The following is a 23,465-nucleotide window of genomic DNA, read 5'->3' on the forward strand; positions in this document are numbered from 1 at the left end:
ACGGCTGGCAATAAAACCGCTGTAATGGCGTACAATCTGGTTGACTGCTTCAATAGTTCTTTCTATGTATTGTAAAAAACCACATTGAGGGTCAGACTTTTCTAGTGTAGGCGGATGGCTTTTTTTAACGGTTTACCGAATGTAGATATATGCTTCCTCCTGTAAGCCGCTGTCTGTATCAAGTAGTGAACTTTAAAAATCATCTGTATTTGAGGATTTGAAATGGGAAATGTATACTACTATTCGCTCGGCATCACAGGGGATGAGCTTTGGAGCGACCCGAACGACAGTGACCGCCTTATGGTGCTGTATGCCGGCATACAGCGGGAACAAATTGCAAAAAGCTATAAAATCCAACATACTCCAGGCGGGCGGGCTTTTGTCCGTGTGAGCAATGGGCGGCGCATCTATCTTGATGAGGCGCTCAACACCCGAATCAGGTAAGCTGCCTGCGGCTGACAAAGAGGAATGTTCGCAATCCCCACGGCTGGGAAGTGAAGTTCATAGTCATAGTGCATAGCTGTGAACGCACATCCGCAGCTGGCGGACACAGTGAATGGATTGGGGAATATTTTTGAAAAGCATAAAAGAGTGCGGAGATTGACCATATAGGTCTTTCTCCGCACCCTTTCATTTTACCCGTATTTCGCAGACTTTAATTCTAACAGGAGTCAGTTAAGAAACAAAGTAAATGATGAAATTAAAGAATATGTTTGTAAGAGTTTTGGTGTGTGGAACCACAATTGTGCAGGAAGATGTCCTGTGTAGCTCAGTGACTTAACGCTGAAATATCTCCAGCAGCTGTCTGATATTCTTCTTTCCAAACGATACCTGTTCTCCATCATTAACAATCAAGCAGGGGACACTCATGACCTGATACTTTTCCCGAAGGTCCGGGAAGTGATTCAGGTCATAGACTTGGGCGGTGATGTGCGGATTTTCTGCGGCGATCCGCTGGGCCGCCGTTACCAGCTCTGGGCACATGGTACAGGAGAGGGAGACCAGGATCTCTAATTTGATAGGTTTCTGGATTGACTGGATCGCTGCTCTTGTATCTTCGTCCAGAGCTTGCCCCGGCCCGGCGGCGTTGTAGAGGCCCAGGACGAAGGAGGTGAACTCGTGGCCGCCGGGGACTCCGTAGAAAGCGAGCCCCGTCCAGCTCCCATCTGGCCGGAAAACCCGGACGCAGGGCAGGTGTTCCATCTCTCCGACCTCTCCTGTCTCCGTTGTGAGTTTGCTGCTCTGTGCCGCCAGCTCCTCCATATACTGTTTCAGTTCGACCGAAAGAGGCGTTTCGTCCAGATACAGCCGCAGAACCAGAGGTGAGGCCATCCGGGCAAACACCGTATGGAGCTGGGCCAGCATATCCCCCGTAAAAAGCGTGCTGCTTGTTTCGGTGGAAGCCGCCGTTTCTGCTGTCCGGCTCACCGGAGCATTGGGATGGATGCCAGTCTTTTCCTGCATGGCGGCGCACAGGCGTTCCAGCTCCGTGGCGGCAAGGGCGCCGTCTCCCACGGCGGTAACGACCTGGCGCAGAGGCTTGACACATACATCGCCCGCAGCGTACAGGCCGTCCACAGTCGTCTTTTGGCTCCGGTCTGTGAGGATATAGCCCTGGTCATTCAATTCAGCCAAGCCACGCACCAGCTCTGTGGCCGGCTCATAACCGGCAAAGACGAACACGCCGAAGGTCTCTCCGTCCGCCGCGTGGTGCTTGGTCACTTGACCGGTTTGGGTATTTCGGTACCGGAGATAACGAAGCGCAGTGTCGCCGGAAACCTCCTCCACCTCTGTGTTGGTGAGGACCATGATCTTCTCGTGGTTTCTGGCTGCGTCCGCTGTTGCCTGGGCGCAGGAGAAGTCGTCTCCCCGGATGAGGATGGTCACATGGCGGGCGTACTTGGTCAGGAACACGCTCTCCTCCGCCGCAGCGAAGCCGCCGCCCACCACAAAGACATCCTTCCCGGTGAAGAACTCCCCATCGCAGGTGGCGCAGTAGGCAACACCCCGCCCCCGGAACTGCGCTTCACCCTGGAAACCCACTATACGGGGATGGGCACCGGTGGCCAGCAGGACGCCGAAGCACTTCAAATCACCCCGCCCAGTGCGCACAGTCTTTACATCACCAATCAGACCCAGCTCGGTGACCTCCGCCAGGAGGAATTCTGCTCCGAAGGACTCGGCCTGTTTCCGCATGGTTTCCGTGAGCGCGGCGCCGCTGGTTCGCTCCACCCCGGGGAAATTGACGACTTCAGCGGTAATGGTAATCTGCCCGCCGAAGTGATCCTTTTCCACGACCACGACCCGGTAGCGGGCCCGGGCCAGATAGAGGGCGGCGGTCAATCCCGCCGGCCCTCCTCCGATGACCACGACATCGTAGAAATTTTCCATCCGCTCCATGGCTTACAGCTGCCCCACTAAATCCAGGCTGGGCTTCAGGGTCTCGGCGCCGGGCTGCCACTTCGCCGGGCACACCTCGTCTCCATGCTCCGCCACAAACTGGCAGGCCTGCACCTTCCGCAGGAGTTCATCGGCGTTCCGGCCCACATTGCCGGCGTTGACCTCATAGGCCACAATTTTCCCATCTGGATTTACGATGAAGCTGCCCCGCTCGGCTACGCCGTCCGCCTCGATATAGACCTCAAAGTCTTTGGCCAGACAATGGGTGGGGTCGGCCAGCATGGGATACTGGATCTTCTGGATGCGCTCGGAGGCGTCATGCCACGCCTTATGGACGAAGTGGGTATCGCAGGAAACAGAGTAGATTTCGCAGCCGATGGCCTGGAATTTCTCATAGAGATTGGCCAGATCCTCCAATTCCGTGGGGCACACGAAGGTAAAATCGGCAGGATAGAAGAAGAACACGCTCCACTTGCCCAGCACTTCTCCCTTGGAGACGGCACGGAAAGCGTTGTTCTGGTAGCACTGTACGGTGAAATCGGCAATTTCTTTCTGAATCAGGGACATGGGTGGTTCAACCTCCATTCATATTTCTTGAGGTTAGCAATAACTAACCACAAGAAAATTATAAGGGGTTTCCGGCTCCTTGTCAAGAGGGAGTGCAGATGCCTTTGAACATATATTGCTCGACTCAATAAAAGTGCTTCTATATAAGTCGGTGGGCTTGATTTTTGCGTTAAACAGGTGTATACTGCTCGGTAGTTAGTTGCCGATAACCTATTTTAAGGGATGAGGGTGCCTATGGAACTTCTGCGATCTTTCCTTCGCAACACACGAAAACCGGAAGGTTTTCTGGGCAAGTGCATGGTAGCCAGCATGAATTATGCCCATGCCGCCCTGGCGGACTGGGGACTGGGCTATTTACCGGAAACAGGTCCCGTCAGGATTGCGGAATTGGGCTGCGGCGGCGGCCGAAACATCCGGGCCCTTCTGCGAAAATACCCTGCCGCAACTGTCACCGCCCTGGACTATTCAGAAATATCCGTGGAAAAGGCCAGAAATATCAATCAGGAAGAACTGCAGGTTGGCCGTTGCCGTGTCATACAAGGGGATGTGTCGCACCTTCCCTTTGAGGATGGGGTGTTTGATCTGGCGACTGCCTTTGAAACGGTATATTTTTGGCCCGGCCCCACGGAGAGTTTCCGGGAGGTGTACCGCACCTTGCGGCCGGGCGGCGTCTTTCTGATCGTCAATGAGGTGGACGGAGAAAATCCCCGAGACAGCAGGTGGCTTTCTGTCATTGATGGGATGAAGATATTCAACCGGAGCCAGTTTGTCACCTTTCTCACCGAGGCTGGTTTTTCTAAGGTTATCGTGAAGCGGGATGCGAAAAGGCACTGGCTCTGTGTGCTGGCGATTCGGGATGATGCGGGGTATTTAGGCAATACATAACACAGAGAGGTCCCTTATGAAAAATGCGGGAGGATTTCTATGAACTGGACGCGCAGCATCTTGGACGGGCTCGCTATGGCGGCCTATTTTAACCTGTTCGCCGCAGCGGCTGCGCTGTGTAAGCCCCGGCTGATGTTTCCCTGCTATCCGCCCGCCATCATCAAGGCGGCCAAGGAGCCGCCTACAAAGCGGGAAGCTGCCGGATATTGGCGGTGGATCATCTTTGGGGAATTGCTCCCGCTGTTGCTTTACGGCGCCCTCAGCGCAGTGGCGGGCGGGACACATGGTTTTTGGCGCCTGGCGTTAACGGGCTACATCCAGTGGATGATGGTCAACATAGGCGATCTGTTTTTTCTTGATGTGTGGCTAATCCAGAAAAAGGCGAAAAACCGTTTTGTGCTCCCCGGCACAGAGGGCCATCCCGGCTATGAGTTCAAGGCATGGATGAAGGATTATGCGCTACCGGAGCATCTGCTCCAGTGGACGCTCTTGCTGTGCCCGCTGCTGGCGGCGGCTCAGGCGGGATTGGGACTGTTATTTCAAAAATTATGATACGAGGAGACGGGCGGATGAAATATGAAAAATCCCGACAAGAGGAGATCCACCTTGGTGCTCACGGCGAGGACTATGGAAGTTGGATGTCCAACCCGGTCTTTTACATGGTGGGCGGACTGCTGGTCCTGTCAGTGGTGCTGGCGATGCTGTCCTTTGTGGTGTTCCGGCTGCCATGGCTGGGAGCGGTTTTTTCGGTGGTTGCCGCAGCATTTCTGGCCCTGCTCTGTTGGAGCGGCTGGATACGAAAACAATACGCCTTCGGCGGCGGGATGATGGAGCGGACCCACCAGTGCCTGCTTGCCCATCTGGGCTTTGACGGCAGGGGGACGCTGCTGGATGTGGGCTGCGGCTCCGGCGCCCTGTCCATCCGGGCGGCCCTCACCTGGCCGGAAGCGCAGGTCACCGGTATCGACTATTGGGGCGCGGCATACGGCTACGGCCAGGCCATGTGCGAGAGCCATGTGAACGACGCGGTAAGGAAGGCCTTTCCGGTGAAAAAGGTCACCTCGTCCCGAAGCAAGCGGGAGACCGTGGTGCTCTCGGAGACGGAGCTGGACGAGGACGCCCTGCGCGCGGCCATCTCCGCCACCGGCTATGAAGCGGGAGAAATCCGGCAGGAACCTTGGGAGAAAAAAGGGCTGTTTGGCCGATAAGTATCTGAGATACAGATCAATCGAGAGGAGGCAAGAGGATGCTGGCAGAATTTTTGTCAAAACAGGGGGAATGGACACAAGTGATGCCTGGTGCGCGAGCCTGCCTGTTCTCCCTGTGCGAGAGGTCATTCCCTCTGCCCCTCCGGTTGGAACCTCTGCACTTTGAGGTATTGTTCTGCCTGGCCGGGATGGTGACTCTGACCCGGCGGGATGGTTCGGCTCTGAGGTTAGGTACCCGGCAGGTGCTTCTCCTCACCGACATCTCTGATCTGACCGATACCAGAGTGGAGACCGGCTTAAAGGGTGTGCTGGTGGCGGTGGACGCTCGGGGTGCCCGGGCGAGTCTAAAAGCCATTTGTGACCTGCTGGGCGGTTTGACTTTGAACACGGATCAAGTACGGCGGTGGATGGTCAGCCGGGGCGGCTGCGCTGTGGAGGGGCCCTCTCGCTGGAGCCAGGCGGCCTTCGCTGACCTGGATCGTTTGCCCCAGAGCGAGCGGGCACGCTGGTGCGTGTGGAAGTCGGTGGAACTGTTGTATCTGCTCTCTGCCCAGGGGAAACCAGCGGCGGAAATGGCCCCGGTGCTGGATCAGGAGATGATCCGGACCTTGGCAGAAACCCGCCGATATATGGAGGATAATCTGGACGAACCCCTCTCCATATCAACTTTGAGCCGCCGTGCCTGCCTCTCTGCAACTACATTCAAGGAGGGGTTCCGTCGCCTGTACGGACTGCCGGTCCACACCTGGCTGCAGCAGCGGAGGATGGAGCGTGCGGCGGAGTTGCTGCGGGACTCCTCTCTTAGCGTGCTGGGGGTAGCCCAGTCAGTGGGATACAGCAGCGCCAGCCAGTTCTCCGCCGCTTTTCGGCGGCAGTATGGCATGTCTCCAACCATGTATCGAAAAATGTCTGAACCGGCATAACATCGTCTGATTCGGTGAGACACAGCATTGTTTATCCTTTATAATACTCAGATACATAAAAAGCTTGTTTCCGGACAGGAGGAGATTTCAATGAAACAACATCGCTTCTGGGCCTGGGGTGCCGTGATTTGCATGGTCATGGTGATGATTACGGGCTACAAACACAAATAAAGCAGAAAGGAAAGATTTCCATGATGAAACACTATGTCAGACTGGCCTGCTTCGTGGGCGGCACTCTGTTCGGCTCCGCCGGCGTGAAGCTGCTCACCAGCAAAGACGCCAAGAAAGCTTATACTCACATTACCGCCGCCGGCCTGCGGATGAAGGATAGCGTGATGGAAACTGTGACCTGTGTGCAGGAGAACGCCGCCGACATCCTGGCCTCTGCAAAGGACATCAACGAGACCCGAGCCGCCAAGGAAGCTGAGACCCAGGTGGAGGATCAGGAAGCCTGAGAATTGCGGAAGGGAGCCGGAAAACGGCTCCCTTTTTTCCATGAGGAGAGATTTAGTATGCAAGCAACCATCGTACATGAGAGCCGGGGGCGGATGCGTCTGCGGCTCCGCCAAAAAAATATATCCATTCGCCAGGCGGATCTGCTGGAAACCTGGCTGAAGGGACAGCCCTGGACCCGGGAGGCCGTGGTCCATGAGCGCACCTGCTGCGTCATTGTAACCTATACGGGAGACCGGGAAGCCGTCCTCTCCGCCCTCGGTGCGTTCACTTGGGCCGGGGCGGAGTCATCCGTCATCCTGCCCGGCCACAGCACCCGGACTCTGAACCGAGAGTTCCAGGAGAAACTGGTGGGCAAGGTGGCGGTGAAAGCAGCCACTACCCTGTTTTTGCCCGCCCCGCTGCGGATCGCCCGGATTGTCTGGCACATGATCCCCTTTCTGCACAGAGGTCTGCGCTGCCTGGGACATCGTCAGATCAAGGTGGAGATGCTGGATGCGTTGTCCATCGGGATCTCCGTCTGCCGCAGGGACTTCGGTACTGCCGGCACTGTCATGTTTTTGTTGGAGATCGGTGAACTGCTGGAGGATTGGACTCGGAAGAAATCCGTAGCCGACCTGGCAGAGAGCCTGTCTCTCCATGTGGATCGGGTGTGGCTGAAAACCGAGGCTGGTGAAGTGCTCACCTCCATCGGCCAGATCAGACCCGGCGACTGGGTCGTGGTTCGAGCCGGAAGCGTCATCCCCCTGGACGGCGTGGTGGAGGAGGGGGAGATCACCGTCAACCAGGCGTCCCTCACCGGCGAGTCCGTCCCCGTGGCCAAGCAGCGCGGCGGCGCGGTGTACGCCGGCACCGTAGTGGAGGAGGGAGAGTGTGTCCTGGAGGTGAAGCAGGCCACCGGCCAGAGCCGCTATGACCAGATTGTGGAGATGATCCAGCGGTCTGAGCAGATGAAGTCTGCCGCCGAAGCCAAAGCGTCCAACTTGGCGGACAAACTGGTGCCCTATACCTTTGCCGGCAGCCTGGTGAGCCTTGCCCTCACCCGGAACGTGACCCGGGCCTTGTCGGTACTTATGGTGGACTTCTCCTGCGCCCTAAAGCTGGCCATGCCCCTGGCGGTGATCTCCGCCATGCGGGAAGCGGGACGGGAGCACATCACCGTCAAGGGCGGAAAATTCCTGGAGGCGGTGGCGAAAGCGGATACCATCGTCTTTGACAAGACCGGAACCCTCACCCACGCCTGCCCCCGGGTGGCAAAGATTTTTACCTTCAACGGAAAGATAGAGAATGAAATGCTCCGTCTGGCCGCCTGTTTGGAGGAGCACTTCCCCCACTCCATGGCCAACGCCGTAGTGGAGGAGGCCAAACGCCGGGGCTTGCACCACGAGGAGCGCCACGCCAAGGTGGAGTACCTGGTGGCCCACGGCATTGCCAGTTCAGTGGATGGGGAGCAGGTGCGCATCGGCAGCGCCCACTTCATCTTCGAGGATGAGAAGTGCGTGATCCCGGAGGAGGAGCGGGCCAAGTTCGACGCGCTGCCCCCGGAGTATTCCCAGCTCTATCTTGCCATCAACGGGGTGCTCTCCGCCGTGATCTGCATCTCCGATCCTCTGCGGGAGGAGGCGCGGGAGGTGCTCTCCGCCCTGCGGGTCCTGGGTGTGCGGAATGCCGTCATGCTCACCGGGGACAGCCCCCGCACCGCCGCTGCCATCGCGGAACAGCTCGGGGTGGATGCCTTTCGGGCCGGGGTGCTGCCGGCGGACAAGGCGGAGTATGTGGCCGCTTTGCGGAAGGAAGGGCATACTGTCCTTATGGTGGGAGACGGCATCAACGACTCTCCGGCCCTCTCCGAGGCGGATGCCGGCATCGCCATCAGCGACGGGGCGGCCATCGCCAGGGAGATCGCCGACATCACCATTGCCGCCGACAGCCTGTGGGAACTGGTGCGCCTGCGGCAGCTGGCCATGGCCCTGATGCGCCGCATCCGGAATAACTACCGCTTTGTCATCGGGTTCAACGGGGCGCTCATCGGTCTTGGCGTGACGGGCATTCTGCCTCCAACCACCTCCGCCATGCTCCACAACCTGTCTACTCTTGGCGTAAGCCTCCACAGTATGACTGCCCTGCCAATGGCCGGGCAAGAGACAGAAGCACGGAAGGATCTGTAAAGTTCAGAAGATCTCACATGGATTTGTTTCGAACATTGACTGAACGGAGGAACGGAATTATGAAGAAGAACACCTTGTATCTGATCGGTGCTGTGGCCGGTGCTCTGTTGCTGCTGCTGGCGGTGCCCTTGGGACACCTCTATATCGGATGGTATTTATCTGCATGCGGCGGGATGGATACGGAAAGCTATCTGCGGCTTATGCAGAGCGCAGTAACCGGCCTTCAGATTTTTGGGGGCGTCCTCATGGGCCTGTTCGGCACGGCGTATCTTTTCCGGCGTAAACCGTAAGCGATGATTTTATACTCGAATGCCCCGGTGTGCAGTTATACGCCGGGGCATCCTTCGTTGTGCGCCGCAGGAAATTTTTCTCTGGCTCTTGACAAATTGATTCACTGGTCGTACTATAACATTGTTATGTAACACTGCTATAAGGAGGGCCACGCCATGGAAGAAAAATCTACCGCCACCCTGGAGAATATCCAGGAGGCCGCTCTGACGGAATTTCTGGACAAGGGCTTTCTTGGGGCCTCCCTGCGGCAGATCGTGAAGAACGCCGGGGTGACCACCGGTGCGTTCTACGGGTATTTCCCCAACAAAGAGGCGCTGTTTGCCGCCATTGTAGAGCCCCACGCCGCCATCCTGATGGAAAAGTTTATGGAGGCGCAGACCTCCTTCGCCAAACTTCCGGAGAAGGAGCAGCCATCTCACATGGGAGAGGACTCCAGAACCTATGTGGATTGGATGGTGGATTATGTGTGCCGGCACCGGGAGCCGGTGAAGCTGCTCCTCACCCGCGCGGAGGGGACCGGCTACGAGAACTTTGTCCACAATATGGTGGAGGTTGAGGTGGAATATACCCTCCGGTATCTGGAGGTGCTCCGCCGCCTGGGCCGGAGCATCCCGGAGCTGAGCCGGTCCCTGTGCCACATCATCGCAAGCGGTATGTTCAATGGGCTGTTCGAGATCGTGGTCCATGATATGCCGCGGGAGCAAGCCCTGCGGGATGTGGAACAGTTCCGCAGCTTCTACACTGGCGGATGGCTGAAATTGATGGGGGGATAACCCCTGTCTTTTTTGAATATTGGTTAGTTATTGCTAACTTAAAAGGAGGCTTTTCTTTATGAAGCAGAAGAAAAAGAGCGATGTGGCCGCCCTGCTGGACTATGCGGGCAGCCACAGAGGGCTGACCTTTCTGGGGCTGGCCCTGTCGGCGGCGGCCATGCTGCTGAGCATGGCGCCCTACATCTGTATCTGGCTGGCGGCCCGGGATCTGATCGAGGTTGCCCCGGACTGGACGGCGGCCCAGAGCGTCACCCGGTACGGCTGGATGGCGTTTGCGACCGAGGTGGGCGGGATCGCGCTGTATTTTGCCGGCCTGATGTGTACCCATCTGGCGGCGTTTCGCACGGCGGCCAACATCCGCAAGCGGGGCGTGGCCCATGTGATGGAGGCCCCGCTGGGCTGGTTCGACGCCAACGCCTCCGGTCTCATCCGGGGACGGCTGGATGCCGCTGCGGCGGATACCGAGACGCTGCTGGCCCATAACCTGGCAGACATCGTGGGCACCATTACCCTGTTTGTGGCCATGCTGGCCCTGATGTTTGTCTTTGACTGGCGGATGGGCTGCGCCTGCCTGCTGGCGGCAGTCGTCTCCATCCTCTCCATGTTTGCCATGATGGGCGGCAAAAACGCACAGCTTATGGCCGAATACCAGGCCGCCCAGGATCGGATGACCAAGGCGGGCACCGAGTATGTCCGGGGCATCCCGGTGGTGAAGATCTTCCAGCAGACGGTGTGGTCCTTCAAGGCGTTCCAGCAGGCCATCGAGGAGTACAGCGCCAAGGCGGAGCACTATCAGGCGGATGTATGCCGGGTGCCCCAGTCCATCAACCTGACCTTTACCGAGGGAGCCTTTGTGTTCCTGGTCCCGGCGGCGCTGTTCCTGGCCCCCGGCGCCCTGGCCGCCGGGAGCTTCGCCGGGTTTGTCACGGACTTTGCCTTTTACGCGGTGTTCTCCGCCATCATCTCCACCGCTCTGGCCCGGGTCATGTTCGCGGCCTCCGGTATGATGCTGGCCTCCACCGCCCTGGGGCGCATCAGTACGGTCATGGACGCGCCGGCGCTGACCATTCCGGAGCACCCCAAGACGCCCCGGGACGGCCGTGTGGAGTTCGCGGATGTGAGCTTCACCTATGACGGAGCGGAACGCCCCGCCCTCTCCCATGTGTCCTTCACGGCGGAGCCGGGGCAGACGGTGGCCCTGGTGGGACCCTCCGGCGGAGGCAAGACCACGGCGGCCAGCCTGATCCCCCGGTTCTGGGATGTATCCTCCGGCGCTGTCCGGGTGGGCGGCGTGGATGTGCGGGAGGTGGATCCTCATGTGCTCATGGATCAGATCGCGTTTGTGTTCCAGAACAGCCGCCTGTTCAAGACCTCCATCATGGAGAATGTCCGGGCCGCGAAGCCGGACGCCAGCCGGGATGAGGTGCGCGCCGCCCTGATGGCGGCCCAGTGCGGAGACATCCTGGAAAAACTCCCCCAGGGCATGGACACCTTGATCGGCACCGAGGGCACCTATCTCTCCGGCGGTGAGCAGCAGCGCATCGCGCTGGCCCGGGCCATTTTGAAGGACGCCCCCATCGTGGTGCTGGATGAGGCAACCGCCTTCGCTGACCCGGAGAACGAGGCGCTGATCCAGAAGGCGTTTACCAAACTGACCCAGGGCCGCACCGTCATCATGATTGCCCACCGGCTGTCCACGGTGGTGAGCGCGGACAAGATCCTGGTGCTGGATGAGGGCCGTATTGTGGAAGCGGGGACCCACAAGGAGCTGGCGGCTGCCGGCGGGCTGTACGCCAAAATGTGGGCGGACTACAACCAGGCGGTCCAGTGGAAGATCGGCAGCGAGAAGGAGGCGGTATAAATGTTCAGCAAGAACTTTCAGCGGAAATATGCCCTGACAGACCAGGGCCTGCGAAATGTCCGGAAGGGAGCCTTCTGGACGGTGATCGTCAACCTGGTGGTCATGGCGGGCATGGGCATTTTGTATCTGCTCATGGGCGGATTTATGGGTACCTTGACCGAGGGGGCGTCTCTGCCCGGGCCGCTCCTGTTCGCGGGCCTGACGGTGCTGTTCGTTGTGCTGTCTTTCGTGACCCATCTCCAGCAGTATCAGGCCACATACGGCCTTGTCTACAATGAGGTCAAGGGCACCCGCCTGTCCCTTGCGGAGCGGCTGCGCAAGCTCCCTCTGGGCTACTTCGGCAAGCGGGACCTTGCCGACCTGACGGAGACCATCATGGGAGATGTGAACCGGATGGAGCATGTCTGGAGCCATGTGCTGGGGTACCTCTGGGGGGCCTATATCTCCACGGCTATCATCGCCGTTTGCCTGCTGGTGTATGACTGGCGGCTGACCATCGCCTGCCTCTGGGGGGTTCCGGTGGCATTCGCCCTGCTCTTTGGCGCCCGGAAGCTCACCGCCCGGGCTTCGGAGCGGACCAAGGCAGCGGCGCTCCGGGTATCCGACGGCATCCAGGAGGCATTGGAAAATGTCCGGGAGATCCGGGCCGCCAATCAGGAAGCGCGGTATCTGGAGGGGCTGAATCAAAAGATCGACGAACACGAAACGGTCACCATCCGGGGAGAACTGGGCACAGGCATCTTTGTCAACGCCGCCAGCGTCATCATGCGGCTCGGGGTGGCCACCACCATCCTGGTGGGCGCGGACCTGATCCTCTCCGGCCAGATCGACTTCATGCTGCTGTTCCTGTTCCTGCTGGTCATCACCCGGGTGTACGCGCCCTTCGACCAGAGCCTGGCACTCATCGCGGAGATGTTCGTCTCCCAGGTGTCTGCCGACCGCATCAACGAGATCTATGATACCCCGGCCGTCAGGGGGGTGGATACCTTCCAGCCCCAGGGCCACGACATTGTGTTTGAACATGTGGGCTTCGCCTATGACAAAAAGAAGGTGCTGGACGGCGTCAGCTTCACCGCGAAGGAGGGAGAGGTGACCGCCCTGGTGGGACCCTCCGGCTCCGGCAAAAGCACCTGCGCCCGGCTGGCTGCCCGTCTGTGGGAAATCTCGGAGGGAACGATCCAGGTGGGCGGCGTGGACATCTCCACCGTGGACCCGGAGGTGCTGCTCACCGACTACTCCATGGTGTTCCAGGATGTGGTGCTCTTCGACGACACGGTGATGGAGAACATCCGTTTGGGCAGGCGCGGCGCCACTGATGAAGAGGTCCGGGCCGCGGCGGAGGCCGCCAACTGCGACGAGTTCGTGCGGCGGCTGCCCAAGGGCTACGATACGCCCATTGGGGAAAATGGCGCCAGGCTGTCCGGCGGGGAACGGCAGCGCATCTCCATCGCCCGGGCGCTTTTGAAGAACGCGCCCATCGTCCTGCTGGACGAGGCCACCGCTTCCCTGGATGTGGAGAACGAAACAAAGGTCCAGGAGGCCCTCTCCCGCCTGCTCCGGAGCAAGACCGTGCTGGTCATCGCTCACCGGATGCGCACCGTGGCGGGCGCCGATCACATCGTCGTGTTGGAAAACGGCCGCGTGGCAGAGGAGGGCACGCCGGCGGAGCTGATGGGGCGGGGCGGTCTCTACCGCCGCATGGTGGAACTTCAGAGCGAGAGCGCACAGTGGCAGTTGAATGCCGTCAGATGATAGGAAGGCAGAAGGCGGGGGACCTGCGGGAGTCTCCGGCCTTCTGCCCGGTATAAAACAATAAGCCCAGCAGAAAAGATATCTTGCCGACAATGATGATGTCCCTTTTTATATAAAAGCAATCGAATCTGTCCTCGGGATTTTGAAGGTTATTATTGTGAAATGGGCTATGCTGGAAAACTGGTCGGATAAATGAGTTCTTTTCAAAAGCAATAACAATCGGATACTGCCCTACTAAAGTCCGTCTTGTTGTCGAACTTTTATACATAACAAAAATGAAATATGAACCCCACTAATCGGTGCCTATCCCTTTCCTTGTGAAAAAGACAGGCGCCGATTCCTTTTTGGAAAAAACCGAAAGGTCCAGAGGAAATGCGGAGTTGGATTTGCTGTTGGATGAGGACGGTGTGGATGCCATCCTCATGGGCAGACGGACACAGTACCCGGCCGAGGCCGTACAGCTCGTGGAGCGACTGGAGCAGGAGTTTGTCAACGACCTGTTCAGCACTCTACGAGAGCGGATGCTGGATTTGCGCTATTGCAAAGTGGTGTTTGTAGGCGGCGGTGCCATTCTGCTGCGTCGGCAGATCGAGGAGTCTGGCAAGGTGGGGACGCCTCTGTTTGTCACGCGCATTAACGCCAATGCGGCCGGATTTGAATACCTGTACCGGCTTGAAACAGCGGGCAGGTGACAATTATGGCGCCAAAAAAAGAAAGGGGGCGCTTCTCCCTTCGATTCAATATCGGTGATCCAGTGCAGCGGACCGCCGTTGAACTGCTTGAGCTACAGCCGCCCCACAGTAAAGCTCAATATATTGCAAATGCGCTTATATACTATAACGCTCATTTTTTTGATGACCCTCAGCCATTAAAAGCGTCAGTCATTGACCGTGCGGCCATTGAAGAGATAGTACGGGAAATTATGTGTCAGGAAGAGCAGGCTCCAGATAAGGCAGTTTCGACCGGGGAATCCTCTCCTCCAAAGGAAAATAAAATAGCCCCGCCGTCGCAGAAACAGGCGGCAGAGCCATCAGAAAGTTTGACAACGGCTGGGGCTTCCGAAGTTGATGATATGACCCGCAATCTGATTGCCAGCACTATGGCAGCTTTCCGTAGAAACAACTAAAAAAGAGGTATGGGAGCGAAGCTGTGTCGACTCTCATACCTCTTACTTTTCCTGTATGGCAGCAATGAAGCTGTCGATAATCTGCTCCAGGTGGCGGTATTGGCTGGGTGCCAATGTGGAAATCTTCTGCTGGAGCAATGAAGTGTCTGCTTCAAGAATTTTACCACGCAGCAAATAGTCTGCGCTGATACCAAGTGCTTCACAGATCTTCAGCATGGTTTCTGGTCGCATCGCTTTTTGCCTCATTTCCGCATACGAGATGGTTTGCGATGTGAGATGCGTTAAATTCGCCAAAGTCTCCTGTGTCATATTTAATTGTTTTCTTCGTTTCAGAATCCGCTGGCCCATTTCTTTCAAAAGCTCATTCATTCGCAATCCTCCATGCCATAGTTACATTTTATCCACTATAGCACGAAAATTAAGCGACCATGATTGAGTTTAGACAACCATAGCATATATAATAATCATAAAACGAAAAAATTTGGAGGAAAAGCAAGTGAAAGGATATTCGTGTGCTGTAATTGGTCAACACCCTACCCGATTCAAATTCAAATACAAATGAATATATGACCTCGTGCAAGCGCATAAAAAAGCGAATGCACGACGTATTTGTGTCACTGTACCAGCGAGGTGTGCGTTGCTTTTTCGTTGGGGGCGCTCTGGGAGTAAATATGTGGGCAGGCGAAATCCTGTTGGATATGCAGCGCCAGACGGAATATCAGGAACTACAAGTTATAATGGTCTGCCCCTTCCCCGGCCATGATGTTCGATGGGATCCCAAGAGCCAGGCACGGCAGCGAAAACTCCGTGAGGGCTGTACCGAGGTTATGATGGGTACAGAACACCCCGGAAGCGAAGGGTATAAAAAGCGCACAGAATATATGATGCGGCGGGCCGACTATGTTGTGGCTGTTTATGATGATCCGACACATTACAATGGGATGGAAACAACAATAAGATTCGCTGAAAAAAGAAACTTGTCAATAGTGTTGATTCATCCAGACACAGGAATTATAAAAGAACTGTTTAGGTAAAAAAGAAGGGTAGTCGAAATACAAATTGAAATTGCCTCTTATAGCTTCTTCCGATAAAGCTGGCGATAAAAGAAAAACCGCATTGTTGGAGCCGCCGTGAGATGACGCCGAACAGCCGCCGGGGGATGGCGGGCCGCCGGGGTGAATTGTCTCGCCGTCGAGCCTTGACAACTTCTGGAAGGTTTCTATAACAACTTCCGGAAGGTTTCTATAGCCATGCTTGCCAGAACTCAGAAACCATAGTATACTACGGTTAGCGACAACGAACTCTTGGATTGGAGGATAGCATTATGGACATGAAACAACTGGAGATTTTTGTGACTGCCTGTGAGCGGGGCAGTTTTTCACAGGCGGCAGCCTGCATGTATATGACCCAGCCGAATATCAGCAAATCGATCCGAGCCTTGGAACACGAATTAGGGCGGCCCCTCCTGATCCGAAACGCAAAAGGAGTACAGCCCACCACCTACGGGAAGACTGTGCTGGAGCATGCACAGATGATCCTGAAGACGGCCGCCACAATCTCCTCTCTGGCTATCCCAGACGAGCAGGATAATTTGAGCCTGTCCACGTATCCCAGCAATATGGCGGCCCGCCTGTTGGTGGATTTCTATCAGACATGGGGACCCGCCATCCATATTGAGCATCATGAGGGTACGGTCGAGGAGATCACCGACCATGTCCACCAAGGGATCTCCGAGGTTGGCATTGTCTATGTGGCAAAAAAACAGACTGGCACGTTCCAGCATATTCTCTCCCATAAGAAATTGGAATTTATTCCCCAGAGCGAAAAGAGCATTTGCGTCTATGTGGGCCCCAACCATCCGCTCTACCACGCGGACAGCGTGGACTTTTCCGATCTGCCCTGCCTGAAATTCATCCGGGGTGTGCGGGACTTCTTCTCAATGGAGCATCATCTGGAAACGGTGAGCATGGGCGTGATCGATCCCGGCGTCATGAAGCATGTTGTGTACAGCAACAGCGACCATCTGGTCACCAATTTTCTGCTCCATACGGATGTGTGCAGCCTCGGCCTGAACTTTATGTACCGGCCTTACGAGCAGTACGACATCAAGCCCCTGGCCATCAATGGCTGCGAGCCCTTTCTCCAAATCGGCTATGTTCGGACACCTGAGCGCCCGCTCTCACCCCAGGCGCGCTGGCTGACGGACCGCTTTGGTGAGATGCTGCAGGGGTATGAACTCCAGTTATAGCTTTCCATAAAAATTTCGCCTCTGGTAAGCCATAGCTAACCACTGTATACTGATAAAGCGCGGCGGAACCCCGTAACTTTAAAACTGGAGGTATTTATGAAAAGAAAATTGTTAACTGCGCTGCTCTGTGGTGCTTTGATGCTAACGGCCCTGGCTGGATGTGGCCAAGGGGCAGATGACCAGTCTGGCGCTAACGGCGCTTCCGCAGATGGTGAGAATATTGCCAGGGACGAACTGGTCTTTGTGAACTACCGGGATATCCGGGATCTGAATCCGCATCTGTATGCGGGAGAGATGTATGCTCAAAGCATCCTCTATGATACGCTGGTGAGCAACACCAGTGAGGGCTATGTGGGCTGCTTGGCCGAGGATTGGACGATCAGCGAGGACGGCCGGATCTACACCTTCAACATCCGAGATGGAGTGAACTTCTCCGATGGTACGCCCTGCGACGCCAACGCAATTCTGGCCAACTTCAACGCGATTTTGGAGAACCGGGAGCGCCACACCTGGCTGGAGATGATGAACCTGCTGGTGAGCGTGTCCGCCCCGGACGATGATACCTTTGTTATTGAGATGAGCGAGCCATACTATCCTATGCTCACCGAGTTGGCCTGCATCCGTCCCTTCGCCATGATTTCACCTAACTGCATGATCGACGGCAGCACCAAGGACGGAGTCAACGGCTATATCGGCACCGGTCCCTATGTACTCACGGATTTTGTCACCGACGAGTACGCGGTCTTTGAGCGCAACGAAAACTATTGGGGAGAGAAACCCACCATCCAGAAGATCACTGTCAAAGTTATCCCTGATAACCAGACCCGTATCATGGCGCTGGAGAACGGAGAGATCGATCTGATCTTCGGCAAGAATATGCTGGACGCCGATGCCATCAGCCAGTATGTGGACAGTGACAAGTTCACAGTCGGCCTGTCTGACCCCACCTCCACCCGCCATATCGTCCTCAATACCACCCATGACATTCTGGGGGACAAGGCGGTGCGGCAGGCTCTCCAGCACGCTACCAACCGGCAGGCCATCTCCGAAGGTATCTTCTATGGCTTGGAGCCGGCGGCCGACACCCTCTACTCCACCACTGTACCCTACTGTGACGTGGGCCTGGAACCTTATGCCTACGACATGGACGAGGCCGCCCGCCTGCTGGACGAAGCGGGCTGGACCATGGGGAGTGACGGTATCCGGGCCAAGGATGGTCAGAAACTGGCTCTGGATCTTCTTTATAACAGCGACAGCGTCACCGAAAAGACCATCTCCGAGTACCTACAGAGCGAATACCTGAAACTGGGCATCTCTCTGAACATCCACGGCGAGGAGGAGCAGTCCTACCGTGACAACATGAAGGCCGGCAACTTTGACATGGTGTTCAACATCTGCTGGGGGATGCCCTATGATCCCCAGTCTTCTCTGGCGGCCATGCGTGCCCCGGTGTACGGCGACTACGCCGCACAGCAGGGTCTGGAGGACAAGGCGGAGATCGATCAGGCCATCACCGACATTCTCACCTCCACCGATGAGGCGGAACGCCAGGAACTGTATACCTTCGTGCTCACCCGGCTCCACGAGGACGCCGTCTACATCCCCCTAACCTTCGAGACCAACAAGGCCCTTTATACCTCCGACCTGAAAGGGGTCCACTTCGGCACCGACCAGTATGACGTGGACTTCGCCAGCATGTACTTTGAGTAAACTGTCAGCGAGGGCCGCTTCCTTGGAGGCGGCCCTCATGCTGGTTCTGTGATATGAAGTAGAAAGGGGCATCCATGAAACGCTATGTGATCCGTCGGCTGCTAATGGCGATCCCGCTGTTGCTGGCCATTTCTTTTGTTTGTTTTGTATTCATCAATATCATTCCCTCCAACCCGGCGGAGGTGGCTCTGCGGGTGCAGCAAATGCCTGTCATCACTGAGGAGGCCATCGCCGAGATGGAGGAGATGCTTGGGCTGAACAAGCCCTTCCTGGTACGCTATTTTGACTGGGTGCTCGGCTGCCTGCAGGTGGACTTTGGCATCAGCTATGTCAACCCTGCCCGCACGGTGGCCGGAGAGCTGGCCCGCTGCCTGCCCGCCACCTTACAGCTGGCGGCAGCCTCTTTCGTCATCGTGCTGTTGCTGAGCATTCCTATCGGCTTTCTCTGCGCCGTGTATAAGGACCGGTGGTTCGACAAACTGATGCGGGGGCTGGTCTTTGTCACCACCGCCATGCCCGCCTACTGGGTGGGTCTGCTGCTCATGTGGCTGATCAGCGTTAAGCTGGGCTTGCTGCCCACCAACGGCAGCGGTACGCTGCGTCACCTGATCCTCCCCGCCTTTACTGTGGCACTGAGCTACATTTCCACCTACATCCGGCTCATCCGCAACAATATGCTGGAGAATATGAAGCAGGACTATGTGCTCTACGCCAACGTCCGCGGCCTGCCCCAGCGCTCCATCTGGGTGAAACATGTGCTCAAAAATTCCATGCACACCTGCATCGTGGCCATGGGTATGAGCATCCCCCAGATGATTGCCGGCACTATTGTAGTGGAGAATGTGTTCTCCTGGCCGGGGCTGGGGACCCTGTGCATCAGTTCGATCTTCAACCGGGATCTGCCGGTGATCCAGACCTATGTGCTGTTTATTGGCGTGCTGTTTGTGGTATTCAATCTGGTATTTGACATCCTGCAGACCGTATCCGACCCCCGGCTGAGAAGGGAGGGCTGAATTTTGGGTAAACGCTTTTTACACAACCGCGCTGCGGTCATCACCGTGGCTGTAGTCCTGCTGATCGGGCTGATCGGCATACTCGCCCCCGTTCTGGCCCCCCACGACCCTTATGCTACTGATATCCTCAACAAATTCGCGCCTTACAGCATGGAGTACCCCCTGGGTACCGACCATCTGGGCAGGTGCGTCCTCTCCCGGCTGATCTACGGCATCCGGCCCACGCTTGGCCTGGCGTTGCTGACCATGCTGGGGACTATCGCCCTGGGGGCGGTACTGGGCATCATGGCCGGCTATTTCCGGGGCGTGGTGGAGGAGGTCATCATGCGTGTAGTGGATGTGATGCTCTCCTTTCCCAGCCAGATCATGGTGTTTGCCGTGGTTGGCCTGCTGGGCATCAATGTGCAGAACGTCATCATCGCCAACGTATTTATCAAATGGGCCTGGTACGCCCGTATGATCCGCACCGGCGTCATGCAGTACCGGGAGCGCAACTTCATCCAATTCTCCCGCTGCGTGGGGATGCCGGAGCGGTTTATCCTGTTCCGTCATCTGCTGCCCTCTATTACCTCCGATCTGGCAGTGCTTGCCTCCCTGGATGTGGGCTGGGCCATCATCAATATTTCCACCCTGTCCTTCCTGGGATTGGGTGTCCAGGCCCCCACGCCGGAGTGGGGAGCCATGCTCAACGAGGCCAAGGAAGTTTTGACCAGCAACCCCACCCAGATGATCGCCCCAGGTATCGCCATCGTAGCCTTGGTGTGCTGCTTTAATCTGATGGGCGACGCCCTCCGGGACGTGCTGGACCCCAAGGAGGTGGATCGATGACCCCGGTTTTTGAATTGAAGGATCTGCATGTGACCCTCCGGCAGCACAGACACGCCAAAGAGTTGGTAAAGGGCGTCTCTTTTGCGGTAGAGCCGGGCGAGTGTCTGGGTATTCTGGGAGAGTCGGGCAGCGGGAAATCCATGTCCATGAAGGCGGCTATGGGCCTGCTGGACAAGGGCTTTTCCGTGTCCGGCGCGGCAATGTTTCAGGGAGAGCCTTTGCTGGAGAAAACTGGGGAGGAACTGCGCCGCCTACGGGGCGGTAAGGTGGGCGTCGTGCTACAAAATCCAATGACCTGCTTCGACCCCCTCTACCGTATCGGTGCCCAGATCGCTGAGACCTTTGCCGCCCACAACAACTGGGACGGAGATGAGATTCGCTGCCGCTCCTTGGAACTGCTGGAAAAAATGCGCATCCGTAGTCCGGAGGAAGTATTGGAGAAGTATCCCCACCAACTCTCCGGTGGGATGCTCCAGCGGATCATGATTGGAATTGCCACCGCTATGGAGCCATCCCTTCTGATTGCGGACGAGCCTACCACCGCCATTGACGCCATCACTCAATATGAGATCCTGAATGAGTTTTTGCGGGTCAAGCAGGAAAACCAGACTGCCATGGTATTTATCTCCCACGATTTGAACGCCATCTCCCGGGTAGCGGACCGAATCGTGGTGCTCAACCAGGGCCGTGTGGTGGACGAGGGGGATTTTCAGCACATCCTCCACCACGCGCAGGACCCGTACACCAGGCTGCTGGTGGAAAAGCGGGCGGATGTGATGCGCCGGTACCGGCAGGTACTGGCGGGAAAGGAGCAGTCTTATGCTTGAACTGAAGGATATCTGCGTCAGTTTTCGCAGTGAACGGCAGGACAGGGTATTCGGCCATACCCGCCAGCAGGTGCTGTTCGACGTGTCCCTCTCCGTAAAAAAAGGGACCTGCCTGGGTATTTTGGGAGAGTCGGGCAGCGGGAAGTCCACCATGGGCCGGGTGCTGTGCGGCCTGCTCAGGCCGGACAGCGGCGAGGCCCTTCTGGATGGCATCCCGGTCTACGGCTCCCGTGCCGGGCGTCGGAACCTGCAGAACAAACTTAGCGTAGTTTTCCAAGACTACACCACCTCCGCCAATCCCCGGTTTCGGGTCAAGGACGTCATTGGTGAGGGTCTTACTGTCCGGGAACGGCGGGAAAAGCGCCGGTTAGACCGGCCCCGGGAAATTGCCCGGCTGCTGGAGCTGGTGGGCCTGCCCGCTGACTTCGCCGGACGATTTCCCCATGAGCTCTCCGGCGGCCAGCTCCAGCGGGTGTGCATCGCCCGGGCGGTGGCCTGCAGTCCGGAGGTCATCCTCTTTGACGAGGCCATCTCGTCTCTGGACGCCCACACCCAGGTCCAGATCATGGATCTGCTGCGGGAACTGAAAGAGAAACTGGGACTGACCTATGTGTTCATCACCCACGACCTGACCTCCATCACTTATCTTTGCGATGATGTGCTCTTCCTCTACCAGGGCCATGTGACGGAGTATCTCCCGGTAAGCCGCATCAGCGAGGCAAAGGACGAATACGCCAGGCGGCTGTTGGAGTCCATCGTGGTATTCGATATGGAAGAAAGGAAGGATGCGGTATGATTTTCTGCGGAATAGAATTGATGCCGGGACAGAAGGAGAGGGTTCCCCTTCCAGTACCCGGTGCGCAGTCCTTAGATACTGTCTGCCTGTGCGGCGCCGCCCTAGGCAAGACATTAGTGGTCACGGCAGGGGTCCACGGCTGCGAGTATGTGGGAGTCCAAGCCCTGCGCCGTCTGGCGGCAGAGTTGGACCCGGCGGAGTTGTCCGGGAACGTGATCTTTCTGCCTCTGGCCAATCCTACCGGCTTTTATGCTGGAGCAAAGCGGGTAGTGCCGGAGGACGGGGTCAACCTAAACAGGGCCTTTCCCGGTGATCCGGCGGGTACCCTGTCGGTTCGGCTGGCTCACGCGCTGGAAGCCACTCTCTATCCGGCGGCCGACTTCTTGGCCGACCTTCACAGCGGGGACTGCAACGAGGCGCTCTATCCGTTGGTGTTCTTCCCAACGGCGGGGACGGAAGCGGTGAATCAGGCCGCCTGTACGGCTGCCCAGGCGCTGACGGTACCCTATCGGGTCCGCTCCACTGCGAAAAATGGCCTTTACAGTTGGGCCGTGCAAAATAATCTCCCCGCCATTCTCATCGAGCGGGGCGGGATGGGAACCTGGTCTGAACCGGAAGTGGATGCCTGCTGCGAGGATGTGCGTTCCCTGCTGCGTCACCTGGAAATCCTGCCTGGTGGAAACCTAACCCGGGAGCAGGAGGAAATCGTGGAGGCCCGCTATGTGGAAGCCCCCTCCAACGGACTATGGCTTCCAACGGTAGGCCTGAACGAGCGCGTCAGGCAAGGCGCGCTCCTGGGGCGGTTGGAGGACTTGGCCGGCCAGTGTATCTGGGAGGTGCGGGCGGAGTTTGACGGGATCGTTCTCTACCACACTGTCGGTCTGGGCGTCGAGGCCGGAGATCCGCTGATCGCCTATGGACATCCGTAAAGAATTTTGGCGGTTGGCATGGCCCGCCGCAGCGGAAGGGCTGTTGCTGATGATGCTCACTGCCGCTGATCTGCTGATGGTCTCATCGCTTGGGACCGCGGCAGTGGCGGCGGTGAGCATTTTCTCTCAGCCCCGTATGGTGATCCTATAGCGGATACATGCGGTCAGGAAATGGAGCATTTCCGCTGTCGCGCTGCCGGAGTCCAGCAGCTTCTCTTCGGAAACCGTCTGCTGGTTGACGATACGGATGCTGGCGTTGATCCCAACCTCCGGGTCCACAATGGGCGTCTTGTCCACAGAGATGCGCACATTCTTATCCAGGAACCCGATCACGCTGGGCATGGTATCATCTATGACCATGCCGCAGGCGTTGAGCATCCGGCGCACCACATCAATGGCGTGCTGCGGGGAGGAAAACTTGTCCGGGATTTTGACGCTGCGCCCTCCGGCTTCGATCACCTCAATGGCGTATTTCCGTTTGACGATGTACGGTATCATCAGTTCTTTCAGGAGGGAGGCGGCCCGTTCCGCGTTGCCGTCGCCGGCCTCCGCAATGGTGGACGCATGGTGTTCCGCGAAATACCGCTGCACATCCTCAAGGATCTGTTCATAGGTCAGTTCCTGGTTTGCCGTGGGCGCAAAGAAAATATCGTTGAGATTATTCATCAGCAGATTCCTCCTCTTCTTCGGATCCTTCGTTTTCTTCC

General features: G+C 57.3%; 25 protein-coding genes. 21 read left to right on the forward strand and 4 right to left on the reverse strand.

Translation table 11 applies throughout. The annotated features are described in order from the left end of the window. Positions 1 to 222 precede the first annotated feature (222 nt). Positions 223 to 444: a hypothetical protein gene (locus WIH05_RS09355; protein WP_215653395.1), complete on the forward strand. Its 222-nt coding sequence runs from the start codon at positions 223 to 225 to the stop codon at positions 442 to 444. A gap of 333 nt (positions 445 to 777) precedes the next feature. On the opposite strand, the gene WIH05_RS09360 is transcribed toward WIH05_RS09355, so the two are convergent. Then, positions 778 to 2,400: an FAD-dependent oxidoreductase gene (locus WIH05_RS09360; protein WP_337425295.1), complete on the reverse strand. Its 1,623-nt coding sequence runs from the start codon at positions 2,398 to 2,400 to the stop codon at positions 778 to 780. 3 nt (positions 2,401 to 2,403) lie between these two features. Further along, a complete protein-coding gene (gene ahpC / locus WIH05_RS09365; protein ID WP_215653417.1) occupies positions 2,404 to 2,967 on the reverse strand; it encodes an alkyl hydroperoxide reductase subunit C in 564 nt (187 codons plus the stop codon). A gap of 234 nt (positions 2,968 to 3,201) precedes the next feature. Between ahpC and WIH05_RS09370 the strand changes: the two genes are divergently transcribed. The 12 genes from WIH05_RS09370 to WIH05_RS09425 all read left to right on the forward strand — a co-directional run bounded on the left by WIH05_RS09370 (position 3,202) and on the right by WIH05_RS09425 (position 14,407). Beyond that, entirely contained in the window at positions 3,202 to 3,852 is a 651-nt protein-coding gene (locus WIH05_RS09370) for a class I SAM-dependent methyltransferase (protein WP_215653393.1), read from the forward strand. Positions 3,853 to 3,891: 39 nt separating this feature from the next. Then, the gene (locus WIH05_RS09375; protein WP_215653392.1) at positions 3,892 to 4,404 is read left to right on the forward strand and encodes a hypothetical protein; all 513 of its coding nucleotides are present in this window, start codon (positions 3,892 to 3,894) and stop codon (positions 4,402 to 4,404) included. Between the two features lie 17 nt (positions 4,405 to 4,421). Next, positions 4,422 to 5,060 (forward strand): methyltransferase domain-containing protein, encoded by a 639-nt coding sequence (locus WIH05_RS09380; protein ID WP_337425296.1) that lies wholly within the window; start codon positions 4,422 to 4,424, stop codon positions 5,058 to 5,060. 38 nt (positions 5,061 to 5,098) lie between these two features. Next, positions 5,099 to 5,983, forward strand: coding sequence for an AraC family transcriptional regulator (locus tag WIH05_RS09385; protein ID WP_215653391.1), 885 nt, complete (start codon positions 5,099 to 5,101; stop codon positions 5,981 to 5,983). Positions 5,984 to 6,177: 194 nt separating this feature from the next. After that, positions 6,178 to 6,438 carry a DUF6110 family protein gene (locus tag WIH05_RS09390; protein WP_044911082.1) on the forward strand — a complete coding sequence of 87 codons (261 nt, stop codon included), beginning with the start codon at positions 6,178 to 6,180 and terminating at the stop codon, positions 6,436 to 6,438. Positions 6,439 to 6,495: 57 nt separating this feature from the next. Then, positions 6,496 to 8,604, forward strand: a complete 2,109-nt coding sequence (locus WIH05_RS09395; protein WP_215653390.1) for a heavy metal translocating P-type ATPase — start codon at positions 6,496 to 6,498, stop codon at positions 8,602 to 8,604. A gap of 59 nt (positions 8,605 to 8,663) precedes the next feature. Next, positions 8,664 to 8,894: a hypothetical protein gene (locus WIH05_RS09400; protein ID WP_215653389.1), complete on the forward strand. Its 231-nt coding sequence runs from the start codon at positions 8,664 to 8,666 to the stop codon at positions 8,892 to 8,894. 156 nt (positions 8,895 to 9,050) lie between these two features. Further along, entirely contained in the window at positions 9,051 to 9,668 is a 618-nt protein-coding gene (locus tag WIH05_RS09405) for a TetR/AcrR family transcriptional regulator (protein WP_215653388.1), read from the forward strand. A gap of 58 nt (positions 9,669 to 9,726) precedes the next feature. Further along, positions 9,727 to 11,529, forward strand: a complete 1,803-nt coding sequence (locus WIH05_RS09410; RefSeq protein WP_215653387.1) for an ABC transporter ATP-binding protein — start codon at positions 9,727 to 9,729, stop codon at positions 11,527 to 11,529. Next, positions 11,530 to 13,281 (forward strand): ABC transporter ATP-binding protein, encoded by a 1,752-nt coding sequence (locus WIH05_RS09415; RefSeq protein ID WP_215653386.1) that lies wholly within the window; start codon positions 11,530 to 11,532, stop codon positions 13,279 to 13,281. A gap of 380 nt (positions 13,282 to 13,661) precedes the next feature. Continuing rightward, the gene (locus WIH05_RS09420) at positions 13,662 to 13,973 is read left to right on the forward strand and encodes a hypothetical protein (protein WP_337425297.1); all 312 of its coding nucleotides are present in this window, start codon (positions 13,662 to 13,664) and stop codon (positions 13,971 to 13,973) included. A 5-nt stretch (positions 13,974 to 13,978) separates the two neighbouring features. Continuing rightward, entirely contained in the window at positions 13,979 to 14,407 is a 429-nt protein-coding gene (locus WIH05_RS09425; protein WP_195614658.1) for a hypothetical protein, read from the forward strand. 42 nt (positions 14,408 to 14,449) lie between these two features. Here WIH05_RS09425 and WIH05_RS09430 read toward each other — a convergent pair whose 3' ends face one another. Next, positions 14,450 to 14,776, reverse strand: a complete 327-nt coding sequence (locus WIH05_RS09430) for a helix-turn-helix transcriptional regulator (RefSeq protein WP_215653385.1) — start codon at positions 14,774 to 14,776, stop codon at positions 14,450 to 14,452. 227 nt (positions 14,777 to 15,003) lie between these two features. Here WIH05_RS09430 and WIH05_RS09435 point away from each other — a divergent pair, with 227 nt between their 5' ends. From WIH05_RS09435 to WIH05_RS09470, 8 genes are all read left to right on the forward strand, one after another. After that, a complete protein-coding gene (locus tag WIH05_RS09435; RefSeq protein ID WP_252207515.1) occupies positions 15,004 to 15,441 on the forward strand; it encodes an SLOG family protein in 438 nt (145 codons plus the stop codon). 290 nt (positions 15,442 to 15,731) lie between these two features. Beyond that, positions 15,732 to 16,655, forward strand: a complete 924-nt coding sequence (locus WIH05_RS09440) for a LysR family transcriptional regulator (protein ID WP_337425298.1) — start codon at positions 15,732 to 15,734, stop codon at positions 16,653 to 16,655. A gap of 96 nt (positions 16,656 to 16,751) precedes the next feature. Next, entirely contained in the window at positions 16,752 to 18,365 is a 1,614-nt protein-coding gene (nikA, locus tag WIH05_RS09445; protein ID WP_252207513.1) for a nickel ABC transporter substrate-binding protein, read from the forward strand. 74 nt (positions 18,366 to 18,439) lie between these two features. Beyond that, positions 18,440 to 19,378: a nickel/cobalt ABC transporter permease gene (gene opp1B / locus WIH05_RS09450; RefSeq protein ID WP_215653383.1), complete on the forward strand. Its 939-nt coding sequence runs from the start codon at positions 18,440 to 18,442 to the stop codon at positions 19,376 to 19,378. A 3-nt stretch (positions 19,379 to 19,381) separates the two neighbouring features. Then, a complete protein-coding gene (gene opp1C / locus WIH05_RS09455; RefSeq protein ID WP_195614657.1) occupies positions 19,382 to 20,206 on the forward strand; it encodes a nickel/cobalt ABC transporter permease in 825 nt (274 codons plus the stop codon). Beyond that, positions 20,203 to 21,033: an ABC transporter ATP-binding protein gene (locus WIH05_RS09460; RefSeq protein ID WP_215653382.1), complete on the forward strand. Its 831-nt coding sequence runs from the start codon at positions 20,203 to 20,205 to the stop codon at positions 21,031 to 21,033. The genes opp1C and WIH05_RS09460 overlap by 4 nt, the downstream gene beginning before the upstream one ends. Then, positions 21,026 to 21,829 (forward strand): dipeptide/oligopeptide/nickel ABC transporter ATP-binding protein, encoded by an 804-nt coding sequence (locus WIH05_RS09465; RefSeq protein ID WP_215653381.1) that lies wholly within the window; start codon positions 21,026 to 21,028, stop codon positions 21,827 to 21,829. Before WIH05_RS09460 ends, WIH05_RS09465 begins: the two co-directional genes overlap by 8 nt. Continuing rightward, positions 21,826 to 22,758, forward strand: coding sequence for a M14 family metallopeptidase (locus tag WIH05_RS09470; RefSeq protein WP_337425299.1), 933 nt, complete (start codon positions 21,826 to 21,828; stop codon positions 22,756 to 22,758). Before WIH05_RS09465 ends, WIH05_RS09470 begins: the two co-directional genes overlap by 4 nt. A 126-nt stretch (positions 22,759 to 22,884) precedes the next feature. On the opposite strand, the gene WIH05_RS09475 is transcribed toward WIH05_RS09470, so the two are convergent. Continuing rightward, a complete protein-coding gene (locus WIH05_RS09475; protein WP_337425300.1) occupies positions 22,885 to 23,424 on the reverse strand; it encodes a hypothetical protein in 540 nt (179 codons plus the stop codon). Between the last annotated feature and the right edge of the window lie 41 nt (positions 23,425 to 23,465).

Origin of the sequence: Alitiscatomonas sp. (genome assembly GCF_037242085.1) — a bacterium.
Lineage (GTDB): Bacteria > Bacillota > Clostridia > Lachnospirales > Lachnospiraceae > Alitiscatomonas > Alitiscatomonas aceti.